Source organism: Sphingomonas chlorellae (genome assembly GCF_056485145.1).
In genome coordinates, this window is record NZ_JBQXXM010000002.1 from 235715 (window position 1) to 253414 (window position 17700).

Below are 17700 nucleotides of genomic sequence, written 5' to 3' on the forward strand. Positions count from 1 at the left end.
ATCTCAGGCTTTTCGCTTGGCCCGCGCCGGCACGCGGGGCGGCGCGCCCTCGGGCGCGACGGCGGCCATTGCCCGGGTCAGCGCCAGCGCGCCGCGAGCGAGATGCTTTTCGACCGTCGAAAGGCTGATGCCCAGCCGCGCCGCGATCGCACGCGGCGGCATTTCCTCGAACTTGCGCAGCAGAACGACGCGACGGCACATCGGCGGCAATGCGTCCACCGCGGCGATCATCCGAGCCAACTCCTCCCGCCCGGCGACAACGGCAAAACTGTCCGGCGCGGGGTCGGGGAACTCCAGTTCCTCGAGCGCGGCGAACTGCCGCATCGGCACGATGCGCGCGCGGCGCATCCGCTGGAGGGCGCAATTGCGGATCGTCCGCACCGCATAGGCTGAAGGATTGGCGATGCCTTCCCACGCCGACAATGCAAGCAGCTGCGCATAGGCCTCGTGGAGCAGGTCGCGTGCCTCTTCCTCGCCGGGCGCCCAGCGCCGCGCCTGGCGCAGCAGCTCGGCCTCATGTGGCAGAATGGAGGACGCAAACCATGCGTCGATCGGGCGAAGCCAGGACATGAAGACGCCTGCGAAGGGAAGAATGGTCCTGCCTAGGCACCGATTGATACGGCGCTGTGACAACCGGCGTTTTCGCAGCGGAAATCGTTGCCTTGCCGCCCGCAGGAGCGGCAAGGCAACAGCCCTATTTTGCCACGCGCGGCTTGAATACCAAGCCCAACCAAAGGGTGCGGCCGACCGGATATCGGGTCTGGAGCAGTTCACGATCCTGGCCAAGATGCGCCTTGAACGGCGCCTTGGTCAGATTCTGGACCTGTGCGGTCGCCTGAATCCAGGGTTTGACGTAGACGCTCGCCTGCAAGTCGATCTGGTCGCGCGTGTCCTGCCAAACATCGCGCCATGCCGCACCGGAATCGACTGAGACCGGCGACGCGCCGATATGGTTCCAAGCAAAGCGCACATTGGCCGGCCCGCTCGAATAGAAGATCGACGCGTTGTAGATGTGCCCGGGCTGATTGAACAACGCCCCGATACGACGGGTCGCGCCATTGCCCATGATGAAATCGAACCGGCCGTCGAGCCAGGTGGCGTTGAGCGAAACCCCGAGGTCCTTTAGCGGCCCCGGAAGGAACCCGAGCTTGTCCTTGATCGCCTGGATCTCCAGGCCCTTGACCGTCGCCGAAGACGCGTTGACCGGCTGTGACACCGTCGCACTCTGGTAGGTCGTGCCTTCGAAGGCATAATTATTATAGGTGATCGTCTTGTTGAAGATCTCGTCCTTGATATCCTTATAGAATATCGCCGCCGACACGAGACCTCCCGCGCCGACATACCATTCGGCTGCCATGTCGTAGTTCCACGCGCGCCGCGGCTTCAGGCCCGGGTTGCCCTGACTGATGCTCAAGATGCTGGCCGGCGATCCGTCGGGGTTGGTGACGGCGTTGACCGAATAGGTGGTGGTGGCACCATATTGCCCGTAATCGGGGCGGCCGATCGTCTCGCTGACGCCCGCACGAAGCTTGATCCGCTTGTCGACGTCCCAGACAGCGACGGCAGAGGGCAGCGCATATTCATAATCGCGGCGGCGATGGATCAGCGCACCCGTACCGTTGGCATGCGTGGTGACGTCCACCGTCGCACGATCATATCGCACGCCCGCCTGGATGTTGAAGGCCGCACCACGCAGGCGAATCTGGCCATAACCGGCCGTCACCGACTCCCGCAGGTCGAAATAGGCGTTGTTGCCGTCGGCGACCCGTGCGTTGTTCTGGCGAAACCATTCGGGATGCGCGTTAAGTACGCCTTGCGCCTTGGCAGCGTCGATCAGGTAGAAGTTGATGCCGGGCGCCATGATCGGAACCAGCACGGTCGGCCGGGCATATTGGTCCAGATTGCCGATCGACACCGCCGACGCGGCATCCTTTGCAAACCATTCGCGATAGTTGAGGTCGTTCTCGACCTTGGTGAGCGTCTGGTTGACGCCCAGGTTAACGCCCCAACCGCGATCATGCTCGCCGAAATTCCAGCCAAGATCGCCGCGCAATGTGCGTACCGTGTTCCGGACATCCGATATGATGTTTCGCCAATAGCGCGGGCCGTAGTTGGCGGGATCGGTCGCGGCCGCGGCGTCGTTCATCGCCAGGACCGGAAGGCCGTCGACCACGCGGTAGCTATAGCCATAGGCTGGCTGGTTCGAGGTCGCGGCCGAGGCGGCGGTGATCACCATGCCGGTGTTCCACTTATACATCCAGCGGTTCTGGTTGTAATGCGCGTCCGAATCCGACACCCCGACGCGCAGGTTCAGCCGATCCGCGATGGCGTAGCGCGCGTGGCCGTTGAGAAACCAGGTCCGCCGGGTCTCGGGCTGCGCGACAAGGCCGAGCTGATAATTGCCGCTGTTGAGCTTTCCGGTGTCCGGCGTGGCGCCGGGAGTGTAGGCTGACGCAGGAAGCGCGAGTGCCTCGTAGCGGTCCTCGTCCGAACGCTCGTGATAATAGCCTGCAAAGATCGACGCTTCGAACCGATCGTCCGGGCGGAACTCGATCTTGCCGTTGGCACTATAGCGCTCACGCTGCACGTCAAACGCATAGTCCTGCACCCTCACCGGGACAGCGCGCCCGGTCGACACAGCGAAATTGGCAGTCTGGGCGCCGGCGGCGGTATAATAGGTCCAGCCCGCACCGCCGGTATCGCCGGGCAGGCTGGCCAGGGCAGAGGCCTGCAACCGCTGATATTCGCCCGATAACACGATGCCCAGCGTATCGCCGATCTGTGCGGCGCCCGTCGCGCTCGCCCGGATATTGGCGCGCCGATCAGGCACGACCTTGCCGTCCTGCGAGGTGCCGCCGGCAAGAAACTGCGCGGTCAGGAAATTACCCGTGTCGAAGGCGCTCTTCGAGACGAGGTTGATCTGCCCACCCAGCGCGTGCGGATCATACTGCGCCGTGACGGTCTTGATCGCCTGGATTTCGCTCACCAGCGTCGCCGGGAGCATCGCAAGCTGCGCACCGCGGTAGCTTGCATCGGCGCTGGCGACTTGCGCTCCGTCCACCGTCACCAGATTGTACCGGCTGTCGAGGCCGCGGATCGTGACATATTGGTAATTGTCGTGCCCGCGCGTCGAATCGCGTTCGGAGATTACCGAAAGGCCCGGAATGCGACGTGCCGCCTCGACGATATTGACGTCGGGCAGTTGCGCAACCTCGTCCTGACTCACCGCGTCGATCAATTGGTCGCTGTTACGCTTGCTGGCAAGCGCACGGCGGTTTGACAGGCGATAGCCGGTGACAAGGATCTCCTGCCCCTCTTCCGCTGCCGCAACCGGCTCGACGCCCCCCGTCTGCTGCATGGCCGCGACGAGAACGATATGGTCGGGCGCCGATACCGCAATCCTGAGTTCGGTATCGGCGATGAGTTGCCGCACAGCTTCGGCGACGGTCATCTGCCCGCGAAGCGGCGCGACGCGACGGATCGACGCGCGATCATAGGGAAAGGCGATCCGCACGCCCGATTGCCGCGCCACTTCGTTCAACGCCGCGGCGAGATTCCCTGCCGACACATCGAAACGAACCCGCTGGATCGCAGTCGCCTGCACGCCGACCGGCACGGCCATCGCGGCAATACCCGAAAGCAGTGCCACGCAAATCGAACGACGAAACATCGGCGAACCCCTCCCTGACGACCCATTGCCGCCCTTGCCGAACCGATGCGCGAGCCGACGAGAACCGCCACCTGCCGCGCAAAGAAATTGCGGGCTTGCCGCAAGGCGGGGGCCAGCCGCGAAGGGCTAAGAAAAGCTGCGGTTCGCCGCAATCGGCCGGGCGAAGCATCGACTTCGCCCGGTTCGTTTTTTATCCCCATACGGACCGGGCGCGGACCCGCCCCAAGCGTGAAGGAGGTGCCCCATGTCGTTGCGGTTGCTCGTTTCCTTCGGCCTCGCGCTGGTCGCGGCGCCGGGCGTGGCACAGGCACAGATGATCAGCCCGATGCTCTATGAAGGGCCGCGGATCGCGCTTCAGGACCATGCCGACCGCTTCGCGCCCGACGCGGGCGAGCCGCGGGCGCGCGCGCAGGCTGCGGTCGATCCGGCCGCGCTGCGCTATACGCCGTCCAGGGCGCGCCGGGCCGCCAATCTCGCCCGCTTCGTCAGCAAGACGCGCGCGGCCGATCCGGCCGGGGCAGCCGACCTCGAACGCATGTTCGCCGGCGGCGACATCATCGAGAAGATCGGAGGCGCGCTCGCCCCCTATGGCATGCGCGTCGACAATCTTGCCGATGCCTATACGGTCTATTGGGTCAATGCGTGGCAGGCGACGCGCGGCACCAACGCCGAAACGTCGCGCGCGACCAATGCCGCGGTGCGCGCGCAGGCGGCGCGGGCGCTGGGCGCCACGCCCGAGGTGATGCGCGCCGGCGACGCGACGCGGCAGGAACTGGCGGAATCGCTGTTGATCCAGGCGGCGCTGATCGACGCGGCGGTGACGCAGGCACGCGGCAATCCCGAACGGCTCCGCGCGATCGGCAATGCCGTCGCCAAGGGCGCGCGCACGATGGGGCTCGACCTGCAGGCGGTCGAGCTGACCGAAGCGGGCTTCGTGCCGGCGCGGCGAACCGGTCGGGCGGAAACCCGCCGCGCCCCGCAGCCCGCGACGACGGGAAGCGGCGCCCGCTATGCGCTGCTCGCGGTCGCGGCCGGCGGCGCGGGCGTCGGCGGGTGGATGCTGCGCGGGCGCGCGCGCGCCGCCTGACGGGCCTCAGCCCGCGGCGGGCGGCGCGATCAGCGTCGGGAGGAGCGAGACGAGCAGATCGCGCGCGGCCTTGTCGTCCTGACCCAGCATCCGGCGCAGGTGCGGCCCGATCAGCGCATCGCCGAACGCGACGATCGCGATCAGCAGCACGATCGAACGGATGCGCGCCTCGCTGTCCGGCCCCTGCGCCACGCGCGCGCGCACCGCGCCGACCAGATCGTCGACGGCACCCCCAAGCGTCTGAAAATGCTCATGTTCGCGCGCGAGCACCAGCCATGCGGCAAGCGGCGCCGCGCCGCCTTCGCCAAAGGCTTCGAACACGCGATCGACCAGCCGCGCGGGGGCGTCGGCATCGACGCCGATCGCGCTGACCGCATCGCCGAGCGCGTCGCCCAGATCGCGGATCATGCGTTCCATCAGCGCGGTCTGAAGCCCCGCCGCCGAACCGAAATGATGGATGACATTGGGGTGCGACATGTCGATCGCGCGGCCGACATTGGCGAGCGTCACCGCCGCCGGTCCCTGGGCGATCAGCAACGCGCGCGCGGCCGCCAGCCCTTCCTCGCGCGCCTGTTCGGCGCTGCGCTTGCGGCGCTTGACGCGCCCGTTGCCCCCCGTCCGCGCGGCCGCCGCCGCGGCGCTGCCCTGATCACCGTCCATACGCCGCTTGTGCCGCGTTCGACGCGCGGTTTCCATCCCGCAGCGCCCCGGAGGCGCCCAACGGCAAGACGAATGCCGCAATCGCCGCCCCGAAACCGCCGTTCGACGGCCCGGCCGCGTCCAAACCGCGCAATCCGCAGCGCAATTCGCGCCGTTCGCGCGAACGCGATGACGCACGACCGCGGCTCGACCGCGATTCCGCCGTTTCGGAGACTTTCGCATCCATTTCGGATGAAAAAACCGAATCGTCAAAAAATCGATCCCCCCTCCCCGCCGCGTCCCGCGTCATACGGTGGGGGTCGAGCGTGCTCACAACCGACCCCAGGACGGGGCAGCAATAAGGACGCCCCGCACCACCAAGGAGAGGAAACATGATCAAGAAGATCCTGATCGCCGGCGCCATGGCTGCGTCGGCCGCGTTTCTGGTTCCGCAGGCCTCGGCGCAGACCTTCTCGCCGACCGGGTCGTTCACGCTCGCCAACACCGGCGGCGCGATCAAGGTGCAGAAGGGCATCACGCTGAGCTGCAATCTGAGCGGCGGCGGTTCGGTCGATGCCTCGGGCAACGCCAGCGTCACCAGCCTGGCGCTGAGCGGCGGCACGCTGAACATTTGCGGCAGCATCTCCTTCACGGGCACGCCCTATGTGGTGAGCGGCGTGTCGCCGAGCACGGTGACGATCAACGGCATGGTGGTGACCGCGATCACCGGCAACTGCGCCGGCAACCTGACCGGCAGCTACAACCAGTCGACGGGTATCCTCACCTTCACGGGCGCGACGCTGCCGTCGACCTCGGGCGGCAGCCCGTGCACGATCAACGGTCAGGTCAAGATTTCGCCGACGCTGACCTTCTGATCGCGTGAATGCAGGCGTCGGCCGGGTTGCGCCCCCACGCGACCCGGCCGGCGTCGGCTCCCCTTCGATCCCCTTGCCCGGGCGGCAACCGGGGACCGGCATGCGGCGCACGCGCTTTGCGACCCGGCGCGCGCGCCCCCGGCCCTCGCCTGTCCGGGCCTTTTTTGTTCGAGCGCGCGGTCATGCCCGCCCGCAGGCCGCGATCCGGAGCGCAGGCCGAACCGGCGCACCGACCGCGCCGCGCCCCGCATCCAAGGGAGACGAACGCATGATCCGCGCGACCTGGATCGCCGCCGCAGCGATTGCCGTGTCACCGGCGCTTTCGGCAGCGGCAGCACCGGCGGCGGCGCAGGCTTTCTCACCCGCGGGGCCGTTCAGCTTTACCAACATCACCCCGATCACGGTGAGCGCCGGACTGACGCTGACATGCGACCTGTCGGGCACCGGCATCGTCGATGCGTCGGGAAATGCGGCAGTTACGAGCGCGACCTTTTCGCCGACGGCGAGCCTTTGCCCGTCGGTGACGGTGACGAGCCTGCCGGTGGCGGTGACCGGCTCTGCGCCCGCCGCGACGGTGACGCTCAACGGCGTGATGGTGACCGCGATCACCGGCCGCTGCTTCGGCAACCTGACCGGCAGCTGTAGCGCCGTGTTCGGGATCGTCACCTTCACCAACGCGTCGATCCCGTCGATCTCCGGCGGCGCCGCATGCCGGATTTCGGGCAAGCTGCGCGTCACGCCCGCGCTGACCTTCTGACCGGACGCGGGCGGCGGCGCGAACGACCGTCAGGCGACGCCCAGCCGACCGCGATCGCCCGCGCGCGGCGGCGCGGCGGCCTCGTCGGCAGGGATGAAATCGGCGAGGTCGGCCGCCTCGAAAAAGGGTCGGATCTCGATCTCGGCATGGCCGGTGCCGGGATTGGGGCAGCGCTGCGCCCAGTCGAGCGCCTCGTCCATGTCGCGCACCTGCCAGATCGCGAAACCGGCGACCAGCGCCGACGCGGGCGTGAACGGGCCGTCGATCACCTCGCGCCGATCGCCGTCGAAACGGACGCGCTTGCCAGCCGCGCTCGGACGGAGCCCCGCGGCGGCGACGAACACCCCCGCCGCGACGAGTTCGTCGGTAAAGCGGTCCATCGCCGCAAAGGTCGCCAGTGCCTCGGGCGTCGGGTCGAGCCCGGCTTCGGTGCCGTCATTGGCCTTGAAGAACACGATCACGCGCATCGTCGATCCTCCCGTCGGCGCCGCCGATGCCGGCGGCATCCCCGCGACAACGCGCCGAGGATGCGCGCGGCTGCACAATCGCGCAAGCATCGGATCGGGGCGGAGGCGGTGCGAACGGTTCGCAGGTGGCGGGAGCGCGATGGCGGGAAGATACGCTATTGCTAGTCATTTGCAGTCCGCGAGGGCGTGGCGGATGCGGCGGGGCGGCGTGACGGGCCGGATGGCGGGGGATGGAGCGGATAGCAGCGGGATGGAGCGGACGGCGCGCGGCGCGATCCCTGTGACCTATCCGTTCGCTTCGACGCCTTTGCGAAAGCGCGCATCCGAGCCTTTACGGGCTTCGAGGCGGATGCGCCGATGCGCCAGCCCGAACGTCAGCGGGACGCCGACGACAATGGTGCCGACGATCGCTTCCGGGACGCCGGGTCGCCATCCGGAAAGCAGGGCACCGCCGTAAACAAGGATGAAGAACAGCGTCCATGTGAACGCTGCGGCTTCTTTCGCGACCGACGGCCGCCCGGCGTAGCAGCGCCGATGCGCGACGCGCCAGAACATAGCCCTCATGCCGTTCCCCCCGATGCATTGCCATGCAGCATTGTCGCGGTTTCCCGTTCGACCATCAAGCCGATCGGGCGACCGGCATTGCGCGAATAGATTGGACGGGGTGATCGCCGTCGCCGGTCACCCCTTTTCGGAGGAGCTATCCCATCGGAGGGCCAAGAAGAGCGACGTCCCCGGTCTCGTCTGCCGCAATCGTTACACGCCGAGTTCGAAGTGTGGCCGGGGAGCCGTCCCCCCACTCTTCGACGAGGCGCGTCTTCGTCATTGGGCGCGAGCCGCTTTATGCGCGATGCGCGCACCGCGATCGTGGCGGTGCCAGCCCCTGGACGATGCAAAGGATAGGATGGATGTTTGGCAAGAATCTGATCGCCGGCGCCATAGCAGCGTCGGTCGCGCTTCTCGTTCCGCAGGTCTCCGCGCAAACCTTTTCGCCGACCGGGCCGTTCACGCTCGCCAACGTCAGCGGTCCGGTCATCGTCTCGAAGGCCGTCCCGTTGAGTTGCAGCCTGACCGGCGGCGGCTCAGTCGATGCTTCGGGAAATGCCACCGTCACCAGCATTCTTTGCGGGGCCAGTTACTTTTCCGGTTTTCCCTATACGGTCAGCAGCACTGCACCGGGAACGATTACCATCAACGGCGTTATCGTGAGCGGGGTGTTCGGGGGTGAGTGCGCCGGCAACCTGACCGGCGCATACGACGCCTCCACCGGCATCATCACCTTCAAGGGGGCGACATTGCCGCCGACAACGGGCGGAAACCCCTGCAAACTTTACGGCTCCGTGCGAATTTCGCCGGCACTGACTTTCTGATCGGTGGAGCGGGTGAAGGCCGGGGGATGGGGGGCCCCGCCCCTGCGCTGCCGGTGACGCCGATGAACGAAAGCGGGGGAGCGGCTCGACGGCGCTTGTGCGGCGGCGCCGGGTGGCGGACAAGGTGTTCGCAGCCTGAAAAGCCTGTTGATGGGCAAGCGTGGAGGTTTCGGTGTCGCTTCGGTGCTTTTTTGCGGCATGGGTCACCGCGTGGGTCACGGCGATATTCCTGCCGAGCATGATGATCGCATTCCTTGGCCTTTCCCCGGCGGCAGCGGCGCTGGGAACGGGATTGACCCGGCTGGGCGCAACCACATGGAAGGTTGCCGACGATGTCGGGCCGGCCGTCAAGCTGATGATCGGCGGCCTGCTCCTGGCCGGCCAGTTCGGGCTGGGACGGATGCCCCCCACCACATCCGGCGCGCGCTATGCGGCCAGCATGGCAATCGGCGTGGTCGCGGTGGCGGCGGTTATTGCATGGGCGCCGATATCCTTGTCACGCGGCTTCGCGGCAGCGTTGACGGGTACGCGATTTTCCGCGTCGACCACGCCGATCTACTTGCTTGGCGGCGCGCTTGCCGGTTTTCTGTTCGTTGTGAGCGCAGACCGATGTGCTCGCCTGCGCATCGACCGGGACTCCGTTCCGCCGCCGCCGGGGTGAACCCGGCACGGCGATCGCGCACAAGCCGGCCGGCGCGGCGGGAATGTCGTCGTCATCGGTCCAATGGCTGAGGCCGTGCCATGCCCTGCGCTCGGCGTCGCGCAGGCGACATCACCGCCGTCGATGACGGGCCGCAGCATCGCGATCGGGAAAGTCACAGCGGCAGACTGCTGCATCCAGGCCGTCCGCAATGCCGTTCATGGGCGCGGGCGTGCCGGCAGCCCTCCCGGCGGGTGCGGCGAGGTGCGATGCAGGCGCAGGCGGCGGACCGATGCAAGCGTTCGCGGGACGCGCCGGGGCAAGCGGCGCGGCACGCCATGTCGACGACCGTGATGGAAGATGCCGTCGCGACGAAGCCCGTCGCCGAACGCGGCCACGACGGGTGCGACGACGTCTCTTTCCTGCCGCACGTCCGGCGGCACCGTCCGGCCGGTTGGAGCTGCCCCCGCGCGGAACGCCCGGAGCGTTCCGGGTTATCGGCCCGGCGCCACGATGCACAGCTCCGCCGACGATCCTAATGGCGATGCCCTGAACGTTCAACCGCCGGCGCGCTTGCGTCGGTGAGGCCGCCCCCCGCGCCAACGCCCGCAACGTAACCGGTTATCGGCCGGCAGCCTCGATGCGCGGCCTCGCGAAAAGGATAGAATGGCGCCGGCTTGCCTTCAAGTCGGCACCGCGGCGGCGTCATCGCCTTGCTGCGCTGAACGCAAAGCATAACCCCCCGAACCACGACATATCCGGCCTGCGCCCGCGGTCACGGTGGCGTCCTGCGCGCGGCGGAGAAGGATCGGCCCCTGCGCGAAGGCGCGGTGCGATCGACCGTGGCGGGCCTCGTCGGCAACGGCGAAAGCATCCGATTCGAGCGCCCGACCTGCGGCGTCGAGGGTCGACGCGGCGAGGCCAGCGCGCCCATCGCGCAGCCGGGCGGGCCGGTCGCCCGGGCAGCTTGTCGGCGGCCGCGCGTGAACGGCGCCTTCATCGGCGGCCGCGCGACCTGTTTCCGGGACGGCGGGCGGGCGATGCGGATCGCGGATGGGCGGCGACGGCGCGTCGACAGGTCGACACGTCCTCACCCGCCGAAGCCGGGCGGTCGGGGACGGCGCAGCGGGGCGAGGCAGGCGGGTTGGCGGAACGGGGAGGAGCGCGGCGGCGGCCGGACGGCCGGGCTCGTCGCGGATGAGGCGGCAGCGTGTCGGTGAATGTGCCGCAATCCTTGCCATTGCGTGTCGACGCCGCGAGTGCGAACGCGCATATCGGGTCGGGCGGCGGCAGGCGAAGGGGGACGCGAATGAACGGCGACAGCGGGCGGACGGCAGTGCGGCAACGGGACGGACGCGGCGCGCGGCGGCGATCGGCGCGCGGCGGGGAACGGGGCGCACCACCGATCGTCGCGGCGCTGCTGGCGGCGCTGGCGCTGGCCGGAACCGCGCCCGCGGCGGCGCGGCCGGCGGGTGCTGCCGGGACGGCGGCGGGCGCAGCGGCGGCGGGCACAGCGGCGGGCGATGCCGCGGCGGCGCGGGCGATGGCGGCGCGGGTGACGATCCGGCGCGACGGGCACGGCATCGCGCATATCCACGGCAAGAGCGACGCCGATGCGGTGTTCGGGATGAGCTATGCCCAGGCCGAGGACGATTTCGCGCGGATCGAGCGCAACTATCTGGTCGCGCTGGGGCGGCTCGCCGAGGCCGAGGGCGAGACCGCGCTGCGCCAGGACCTGCGCCAGCGGCTCTATGTCGACGAGGCCGATCTGCGCCGCGACTATGCCCGCGCGCCGGGCTGGCTGCGCGCGCTGATGGATGCGTGGGCGGCGGGGCTCAACCACTATCTGGCGACGCACCCGGCGGTGAAGCCGCGCGTGCTCACCCGGTTCGAGCCGTGGATGACGCTTGCCTTTTCGGAGGGGAGCATCGGCGGCGACATCGAGCGCGGGATCGAGCTGGCGCCGCTGGGCGCGCTCTATGGCCTCGACGCGGGCGGGCAGGTCGCGATGCGCGCGGCAGCGCCGGGCGTGGCGGGGATGCCGGGCGTGGCGGGCGTGCCGGTGATGCCCGAGCCGCAGGGATCGAACGGCATCGCGGTCGCGCCGGGGCGCACGCGCGACGGCCATGCGCTGTTGCTCATCAACCCGCACACCTCCTTCTATTTCCGGTCGGAGGCGCAGGTGACGAGCGATGCCGGGCTCGACGTCTATGGCGCGAGCACCTGGGGGCAGTTCTTCGTCTATCAGGGGTTCAACCGCCACGTCGCGTGGATGCACACGTCGAGCGGGGTCGACAATATCGACGCGTTCGCCGAGACCGTGGCCGAACGCGACGGCAAGCGCGTCTATCGTTACGGCGACGCATGGCGGCCGGTGCGCGAGCGCGCGATCGTGCTGCGCTATCGCACCGCGACCGGGGCCATGGCCGAGCGGCGCGTGACCGCGCTGTTCACGCATCACGGCCCGATCGTGCGGCGCGAGGGCGACCGGATGATCGCGGCGGCGATGATGTGGCGCCCGCTCGCCGCACTGGAGCAATCCTATCTGCGCACGCGGGCGCGCAGCATCGCCGCGTTCGTGCGCGTTTCGGAACGCCGCGCCAATTCGTCGAACAACACCATCCTCGCCGCCGCCGACGGCAGCATCGCCTATCTCCACCCGCAGTTCGTGCCGGTGCGCGACGACCGGTTCGATTATCGCCGCCCCGTCGACGGCAGCGACCCGGCGACCGACTGGAAGGGGCTGCACCGGCTCGACACGCTGCCGATGCTGGTGTCGCCGAAGAGCGGGTGGATCGCCAACACCAACAACGCGCCGTGGAGCGCGGCGGGCGCGTCGAGCCCGCGCGCGGCCGATTTCCCGCGCTATATGGACCAGTTCGGCGAAAACCCGCGCGGCATCCATGCGACGCGGCTGCTGGCGGCGGCGGACGCGCTGACGCCCGACACGCTGCGCGCGCTGGCGTTCGACCCGGCGCTGCCGCTGTTCGAGGCGCAACTGCCGCGGTTGCGGCGGGCGTTCGACGCGCTTCCCCCCGACGATCCGCGTCGCGCGACGCTGGCCGAGCCGGTCGCCGCGCTCGACCGCTGGGACCGCAAATGGGGGCTCGAATCGACCGCGATGACGCTCGCCGCCGCCTGGGCCGAGGCGCTGTGGCGGCGCGAGCTGCCCAAGGCCAATGCGGCGACGATGCCGATCTTTGCCTATCTCGACACGCGCACCGCCGATGCCGACCGCGTCGCAGCGCTCGACGAGGCGGTGGCGCGGCTGACGCGCGACTGGGGGAGCTGGCGCGTGGCGTGGGGGCGCGTCAACCGCTTCCAGCGGATCGACAACCGCATCCCGCCGCATTTCGACGACGCCGCGCCGAGCATCCCGGTGGCGTTCGCGTCGGGCAATTTCGGGTCGCTCGCGTCGTTCGCGACGGTGCGCCCGGCCGGGGGCAAGTGCCAATATGGCGTGAGCGGCAACAGCTTTGTCGCGATCGTCGAGATGGGGCCGCGCGTGCGCGCCTGGGGCGTTTCGGTGGGCGGCGAGAGCGGCGACCCGCAATCGCCGCATTTCGACGACCAGGCGCGTCTTTATGCCGAAGGGCGGTTCCGGCCGATCCTGATCGACGAAGCGGCGCTGCGCGACCTGCCCGCCTATCACCCCGGCAGCACGCCGCCGGGGCGGGCAGTGACCAACATCGTTCCCCCGCCGACACGCTGCGGCGACGATTAACGGGCGACGACGACTAAAGAGCGGCGACGACGGCGGCGCGGCGGCGGACGGCTGGCGCGACGCGCGGCGGCGGACTATCGCGCTGCGGACCCGCGCGGGGCGGGACGAGGGAGCCGATGAACCGATCGCGATTGCTGGGGGTGCTCGCCGTGGCGGCGATGCTGGTGCCGGGGACGGCATGGGGCGAGGCGCGGTTCGACGCGCGGACGCGGATCTTCCGGCTCGACGGCGGCGGCGTCACCTATGCCTTTCGGATCAACGCCGCCAACATGCTCCAGTCGGTCTATTGGGGCGCGCGGCTGGGCGAGGACGACCCGCTGGCGGCGCCCGAGCTGACCGGGCACAGCGGTTTCGACGTCGTCACCAACGTCGTGCCGCAGGAATATGCCGGACAGGGCGGCGGCCTGTATGCCGAACCCGCGCTGAAGGCGACCTGGCCCGACGGCAATCGCGACCTGGTGCTCGTCTATCAGGACCACCGCATCGAGAAGGACGCGATCCGCGTCACGCTGCGCGACATCGACCGCGCGCTGCGCGTGACGATCGACTATCGCATCGACCCCGACACCGGCGTCGTCGCGCGATCGGCGGTGATCGAGAATGGCGGCCCCACCGACGTGCGGATCGACCAGGCGGCGGCCGCGGGGCTGACGCTGCCCGTCGCGCAGGATTACCGGCTGCATTATTCGACCGGGCGCTGGGCCGCCGAATGGACGCGGCAGGAACGCCCGCTGCGCGCGGGCGCGACCGTGCTGGAAAGCCGGCGCGGATCGACCGGCAGCCAGAACAATCCGTGGTTCGCGATCACGCGCGCGACGACGACCGAGGAGAGCGGCCCCGCCTGGATCGGCGCGCTGGCGTGGAGCGGATCGTGGCGGATCACGATCGACCAGGACGTGACCGGGCGCGTGCGGATCGTCGGCGGGTACAATCCGTTCGATTTCGCCTATCGGCTGAAGCCGGGGATGCGGCTGGAGACGCCGACGCTCTATGCCGGCTATTCGGACGAGGGCATGGGCGGCGCGTCGCGGCTGTTCCACCGGTTCCAGCGCGACCATGTGCTGCCGCGCCGCGACGGGCGCGTGCCGGTGCGCAAGGTGCTGTACAACAGTTGGGAAGCGACCGGGTTCGACGTCGGCGAGGCGCGGCAGATCGCGCTGGCCGAACGCGCCGCGACGCTGGGCGTCGAGCGTTTCGTGATGGACGACGGCTGGTTCGGCGCGCGCAACAGCGACCGCGCGGGACTGGGCGACTGGCAGGTCAGCCCGAGCAAGTTCCCGCACGGGCTGAAGCCGCTGATCGACCGGGTCAAGGCGCTGGGCATGGATTTCGGGCTGTGGGTCGAGCCCGAGATGGTCAACCCCGACAGCGACCTGTATCGCCAGCACCCCGAATGGGTGATGCAGTTCCAGGGCCGCCCGCTGACGCAGGGGCGCAACCAGCTGGTGCTCAACCTTGCCCGCACCGACGTGCGCGACCATGTGCTGAAGGTGCTCGACGACCTGTTGCGCGGCAACGACATCGCCTTCCTCAAATGGGACTATAACCGCAACTGGTCCGAGCCGGGCTGGCCCGACGCCGACGTCGCCGACCAGCAGACGCTGTACGTCGCCTATGTCCGCAACCTCTACTGGATCATCGACGAACTGCGGCGGCGCCATCCGGGCGTCGAGATCGAGAGCTGTTCGGGCGGCGGCGGGCGCGTCGACCTGGGCATCATGGCGCGCACCGACCAGGTGTGGCCGTCGGACAATAGCGACCCGCTCGACCGGCTGGAGATCCAGGACGGCTATAGCCAGGCCTATACCCCCGCCGCGATGATGGCGTGGGTGACCGACAGCCCCAACTGGGTCAACGGACGGCGCACGACGCTGGGCTTCCGGTTCCTGTCGGCGATGCAGGGCGGGCTGGGCATCGGCACCAACCTGACCAGGTGGGGCGACAACGAGTTCGCGATCGCGCGGCGCTATATCGACACCTACAAGCGCATCCGCACGACGGTGCAGACGGGGGCGCTCTATCGGCTCAACCGGCCGGGCGACGCCGACGCGCGCTGGACGACGCTGTACGTCGCGCCCGACCGGCGCCAGGCGGCGCTGTTCACGCTCGTCGGATCGACGCACAAGCTCGACACGATGGCGGCGATCGCGCTGCGCGGGCTCGACGCCGCGGCGCATTATCGCATCGAGACGATGGACGGCCAGCCGCTGCCCGCCACCGTCCCCGAACGCGCGAGCGGCGCCTATTGGATGCACCACGGCGTCGACGTGACGCTGCGCGGCGACTTTCAGGGCATGGGATTCATCCTGACGCGCGTCGGGGGGTGAGCGGGCGCGCGCGCCCCGCCCGGCCCGCGCCGCGGCAAGGTGTCGTCGCCCCTTGCGAACACCCCCGCGGCAACCGTGCCGACCGGCGGCGGGCGAAGGTTCCGCGCCGCGATCAGCCCGGCGTCGCGACGGCGCCGAGCCCCCGTACCAGCGCGTCGAACACGGTGCGGTAGCGCGCGCCGTGGCGCAGATCCTCATGCATGACGATCCAGGCCGACAGCGCAAGGTCGAGCGCGTCCGGCAGCACGCGGACGAGCGCCGGATAGCGCGCGGCGATCGCCGTCTGGCAGATGCCGATGCCGAACCCGGCGCGGATCGCCGCGAAATGCGCGGCGTCGCCGTCGACGCGCAGCGCGAACCACGAGCGGTCGATCCCCGGCAGGTGACGCATCGCCGCGCGGATGAAGGGGGTTTCCTGATCGAAGCCGATCAGGTCGTGGCCGCGCAGTTCGTCGAGCGACGCCGGCGTGCCGCGGCGGGCCAGATAGTCGCGATGCGCGTGGAAGCCGATCGGAAACGTCCCCACCCGCCGCGCGACGAGCGCCTGTTGCGCGGGTTCGACCATCCGCACCGCAATGTCGGCGCGCCGCTGAAGCAGGTCGTCGACCGCGTCGGAAAGGACCAGTTCGATCACCAGGCCGGGATGCGCGCGGCGCAGCCCGGTGAGGATGGGCGGAAGGTGCATGACGCCGACCGCCTGGCTGGCGCTGATCCGGACCACGCCCTGAACCGCGTCGGGGCGCCCGGTTCCGGTGCGCTGCAACGCCTCGGCCGCGGCGACGAGCGCGTCGGCATGCGGGCGCAGCGCCTCGGCCCGGTCGGTAGGCGACAGGCCGCGCGGCGTCCGCACGAACAGCGCGCCGCCCAGCGCGGCCTCGAGCGCGTCGATGTGGCGCGCGATGCTGGGCTGGGTCAGCCCGAGCCGCCGGGCGGCGGCCGACAACGACCCTTCGCGCAGCACCACGGCGAAACTGCGATAGACGTCCCAACTGGGCGAGCTGCTCATCGAAATACGTATAGCCGATATTCCCATTTCGGCAATTTCCGTTGATCTGACAGCGCCGCATTTGCGTCCCCATCGAACGGATGGAGGCGACGATGACGGAACCAGCGATGACGGAACCGACGGCAACGGAACGGACGGCGACGGAACGGACGACGGCGGAACGGACGACGGCGGAACGGACGGCGTTGATACTGGGCGCGACCGGCGGGATCGGCGGCGCGATGCTGCGGCGGCTGCGCGCCGGCGGATGGCGCGTCCGCGCGCTGACGCGGCGGCCCGCGGCGCTGGCGCCAACATGCGAGGCGATCGAAGGCGACGCGATGGACGCGGGCGCGGTGCGCGCCGCCGCACGGGGCGCGACGCTGATCGTTCATGCGGTCAATCCGCCGGGTTATCGCGACTGGGACCGGCTGGTGCTGCCGATGCTCGACAACAGCCTGGCCGCAGCGCGCGACACGGGCGCGCGCATCCTCCTGCCGGGCACCGTCTACAACTATGCCCCCGACATGGCCGGGCCGATCGGGGAGACGGCGCCCCAGCAGCCGGCGACGCGCAAGGGCGCGATCCGCGTGATGCTGGAACGGCGGCTGGAGGACGCCGCCGCCGCGGGGCACGCACGGGTGCTGATCGTCCGCGCGGGCGATTATTTCGGCCCCGGCGCCGCGAACAACTGGTTCGCGCAGGCGCTGATCGCGCCCGGCGCGCGGCCGCGGGTGATCCGCAACCCCGGCAGGCCGGGCATCGGCCACCAATGGGCGTACCTGCCCGACGTCGCCGAGACGATGGCAAGACTGATCGAGGGACCGCCCCTTCCCGACTTCGCGCGCTTTCACATGGACGGGCATTGGGATGCCGACGGCACGCAGATGGTGTCGGCGATCGCGACCGCGCTCGGCGCCCCGGCCGTCCCGATCCGGCGGCTGCCATGGTGGCAATTGCGGCTGGCGAGCCTGTTCGCCACGACGCCGCGCGAGCTGATGGAGATGCGGTACCTGTGGCAACGACCGCTCCGCCTCGACAATGCGCGGCTGGCGGCATGGCTGGGCGCCGAACCGCACACCCCGCTGGCGGCGGCGGTGCAGGCAACGCTGACCAGCCTGGGCGCGGCGCGCGGATGTCCCGGAGCGACGACATGAGC

Annotated in this window: 15 protein-coding genes; 8 read left to right on the forward strand and 7 right to left on the reverse strand. The window is 69.5% G+C overall.

Annotated features, from left to right (window positions below):
* Positions 1 to 3 precede the first annotated feature (3 nt).
* Positions 4 to 684: an RNA polymerase sigma factor gene (locus tag ACT3CF_RS07455; protein WP_478421617.1), complete on the reverse strand. Its 681-nt coding sequence runs from the start codon at positions 682 to 684 to the stop codon at positions 4 to 6.
* Between the two features lie 10 nt (positions 685 to 694).
* Complete coding sequence (locus ACT3CF_RS07460; protein WP_478421618.1) at positions 695 to 3670, reverse strand: TonB-dependent receptor; 2976 nt, start codon at positions 3668 to 3670, stop codon at positions 695 to 697.
* A 244-nt stretch (positions 3671 to 3914) separates the two neighbouring features.
* Here ACT3CF_RS07460 and ACT3CF_RS07465 point away from each other — a divergent pair, with 244 nt between their 5' ends.
* Positions 3915 to 4757, forward strand: a complete 843-nt coding sequence (locus tag ACT3CF_RS07465) for a DUF6683 family protein (protein ID WP_478421619.1) — start codon at positions 3915 to 3917, stop codon at positions 4755 to 4757.
* Positions 4758 to 4763: 6 nt separating this feature from the next.
* On the opposite strand, the gene ACT3CF_RS07470 is transcribed toward ACT3CF_RS07465, so the two are convergent.
* Together ACT3CF_RS07470 and ACT3CF_RS07475 are read right to left on the reverse strand one after the other, a co-directional pair.
* Complete coding sequence (locus tag ACT3CF_RS07470; RefSeq protein WP_478421620.1) at positions 4764 to 5417, reverse strand: TetR/AcrR family transcriptional regulator; 654 nt, start codon at positions 5415 to 5417, stop codon at positions 4764 to 4766.
* Positions 5407 to 5730 (reverse strand): hypothetical protein, encoded by a 324-nt coding sequence (locus tag ACT3CF_RS07475; RefSeq protein WP_478421621.1) that lies wholly within the window; start codon positions 5728 to 5730, stop codon positions 5407 to 5409. The genes ACT3CF_RS07470 and ACT3CF_RS07475 overlap by 11 nt, the downstream gene beginning before the upstream one ends.
* Before the next feature lie 58 nt (positions 5731 to 5788).
* Between ACT3CF_RS07475 and ACT3CF_RS07480 the strand changes: the two genes are divergently transcribed.
* Both ACT3CF_RS07480 and ACT3CF_RS07485 read left to right on the forward strand, forming a co-directional pair.
* Positions 5789 to 6271 carry a hypothetical protein gene (locus ACT3CF_RS07480; RefSeq protein WP_478421622.1) on the forward strand — a complete coding sequence of 161 codons (483 nt, stop codon included), beginning with the start codon at positions 5789 to 5791 and terminating at the stop codon, positions 6269 to 6271.
* A 268-nt stretch (positions 6272 to 6539) separates the two neighbouring features.
* Positions 6540 to 7028 carry a hypothetical protein gene (locus tag ACT3CF_RS07485; protein WP_478421623.1) on the forward strand — a complete coding sequence of 163 codons (489 nt, stop codon included), beginning with the start codon at positions 6540 to 6542 and terminating at the stop codon, positions 7026 to 7028.
* A gap of 29 nt (positions 7029 to 7057) precedes the next feature.
* On the opposite strand, the gene ACT3CF_RS07490 is transcribed toward ACT3CF_RS07485, so the two are convergent.
* Both ACT3CF_RS07490 and ACT3CF_RS07495 read right to left on the reverse strand, forming a co-directional pair.
* Positions 7058 to 7495 carry a YciI family protein gene (locus ACT3CF_RS07490; protein WP_478421624.1) on the reverse strand — a complete coding sequence of 146 codons (438 nt, stop codon included), beginning with the start codon at positions 7493 to 7495 and terminating at the stop codon, positions 7058 to 7060.
* A 285-nt stretch (positions 7496 to 7780) separates the two neighbouring features.
* The gene (locus tag ACT3CF_RS07495; RefSeq protein WP_478421625.1) at positions 7781 to 8050 is read right to left on the reverse strand and encodes a hypothetical protein; all 270 of its coding nucleotides are present in this window, start codon (positions 8048 to 8050) and stop codon (positions 7781 to 7783) included.
* A gap of 353 nt (positions 8051 to 8403) precedes the next feature.
* Between ACT3CF_RS07495 and ACT3CF_RS07500 the strand changes: the two genes are divergently transcribed.
* The 4 genes from ACT3CF_RS07500 to ACT3CF_RS07515 all read left to right on the forward strand — a co-directional run bounded on the left by ACT3CF_RS07500 (position 8404) and on the right by ACT3CF_RS07515 (position 15556).
* Positions 8404 to 8865: a hypothetical protein gene (locus ACT3CF_RS07500; protein WP_478421626.1), complete on the forward strand. Its 462-nt coding sequence runs from the start codon at positions 8404 to 8406 to the stop codon at positions 8863 to 8865.
* 160 nt (positions 8866 to 9025) lie between these two features.
* Entirely contained in the window at positions 9026 to 9526 is a 501-nt protein-coding gene (locus tag ACT3CF_RS07505) for a hypothetical protein (protein ID WP_478421627.1), read from the forward strand.
* A 1288-nt stretch (positions 9527 to 10814) separates the two neighbouring features.
* On the forward strand, positions 10815 to 13229 hold the full coding sequence (locus ACT3CF_RS07510; RefSeq protein WP_478421628.1) for a penicillin acylase family protein: 2415 nt from the start codon (positions 10815 to 10817) through the stop codon (positions 13227 to 13229).
* A 116-nt stretch (positions 13230 to 13345) separates the two neighbouring features.
* Positions 13346 to 15556 (forward strand): alpha-galactosidase, encoded by a 2211-nt coding sequence (locus tag ACT3CF_RS07515; RefSeq protein ID WP_478421629.1) that lies wholly within the window; start codon positions 13346 to 13348, stop codon positions 15554 to 15556.
* Positions 15557 to 15668: 112 nt separating this feature from the next.
* Here the strand turns inward: ACT3CF_RS07515 and ACT3CF_RS07520 are convergent, their stop codons facing one another.
* Complete coding sequence (locus ACT3CF_RS07520) at positions 15669 to 16562, reverse strand: LysR family transcriptional regulator (RefSeq protein WP_478421630.1); 894 nt, start codon at positions 16560 to 16562, stop codon at positions 15669 to 15671.
* A gap of 107 nt (positions 16563 to 16669) precedes the next feature.
* Here ACT3CF_RS07520 and ACT3CF_RS07525 point away from each other — a divergent pair, with 107 nt between their 5' ends.
* The gene (locus ACT3CF_RS07525) at positions 16670 to 17698 is read left to right on the forward strand and encodes an NAD-dependent epimerase/dehydratase family protein (RefSeq protein ID WP_478421631.1); all 1029 of its coding nucleotides are present in this window, start codon (positions 16670 to 16672) and stop codon (positions 17696 to 17698) included.
* The last annotated feature ends 2 nt before the right edge of the window (positions 17699 to 17700 follow it).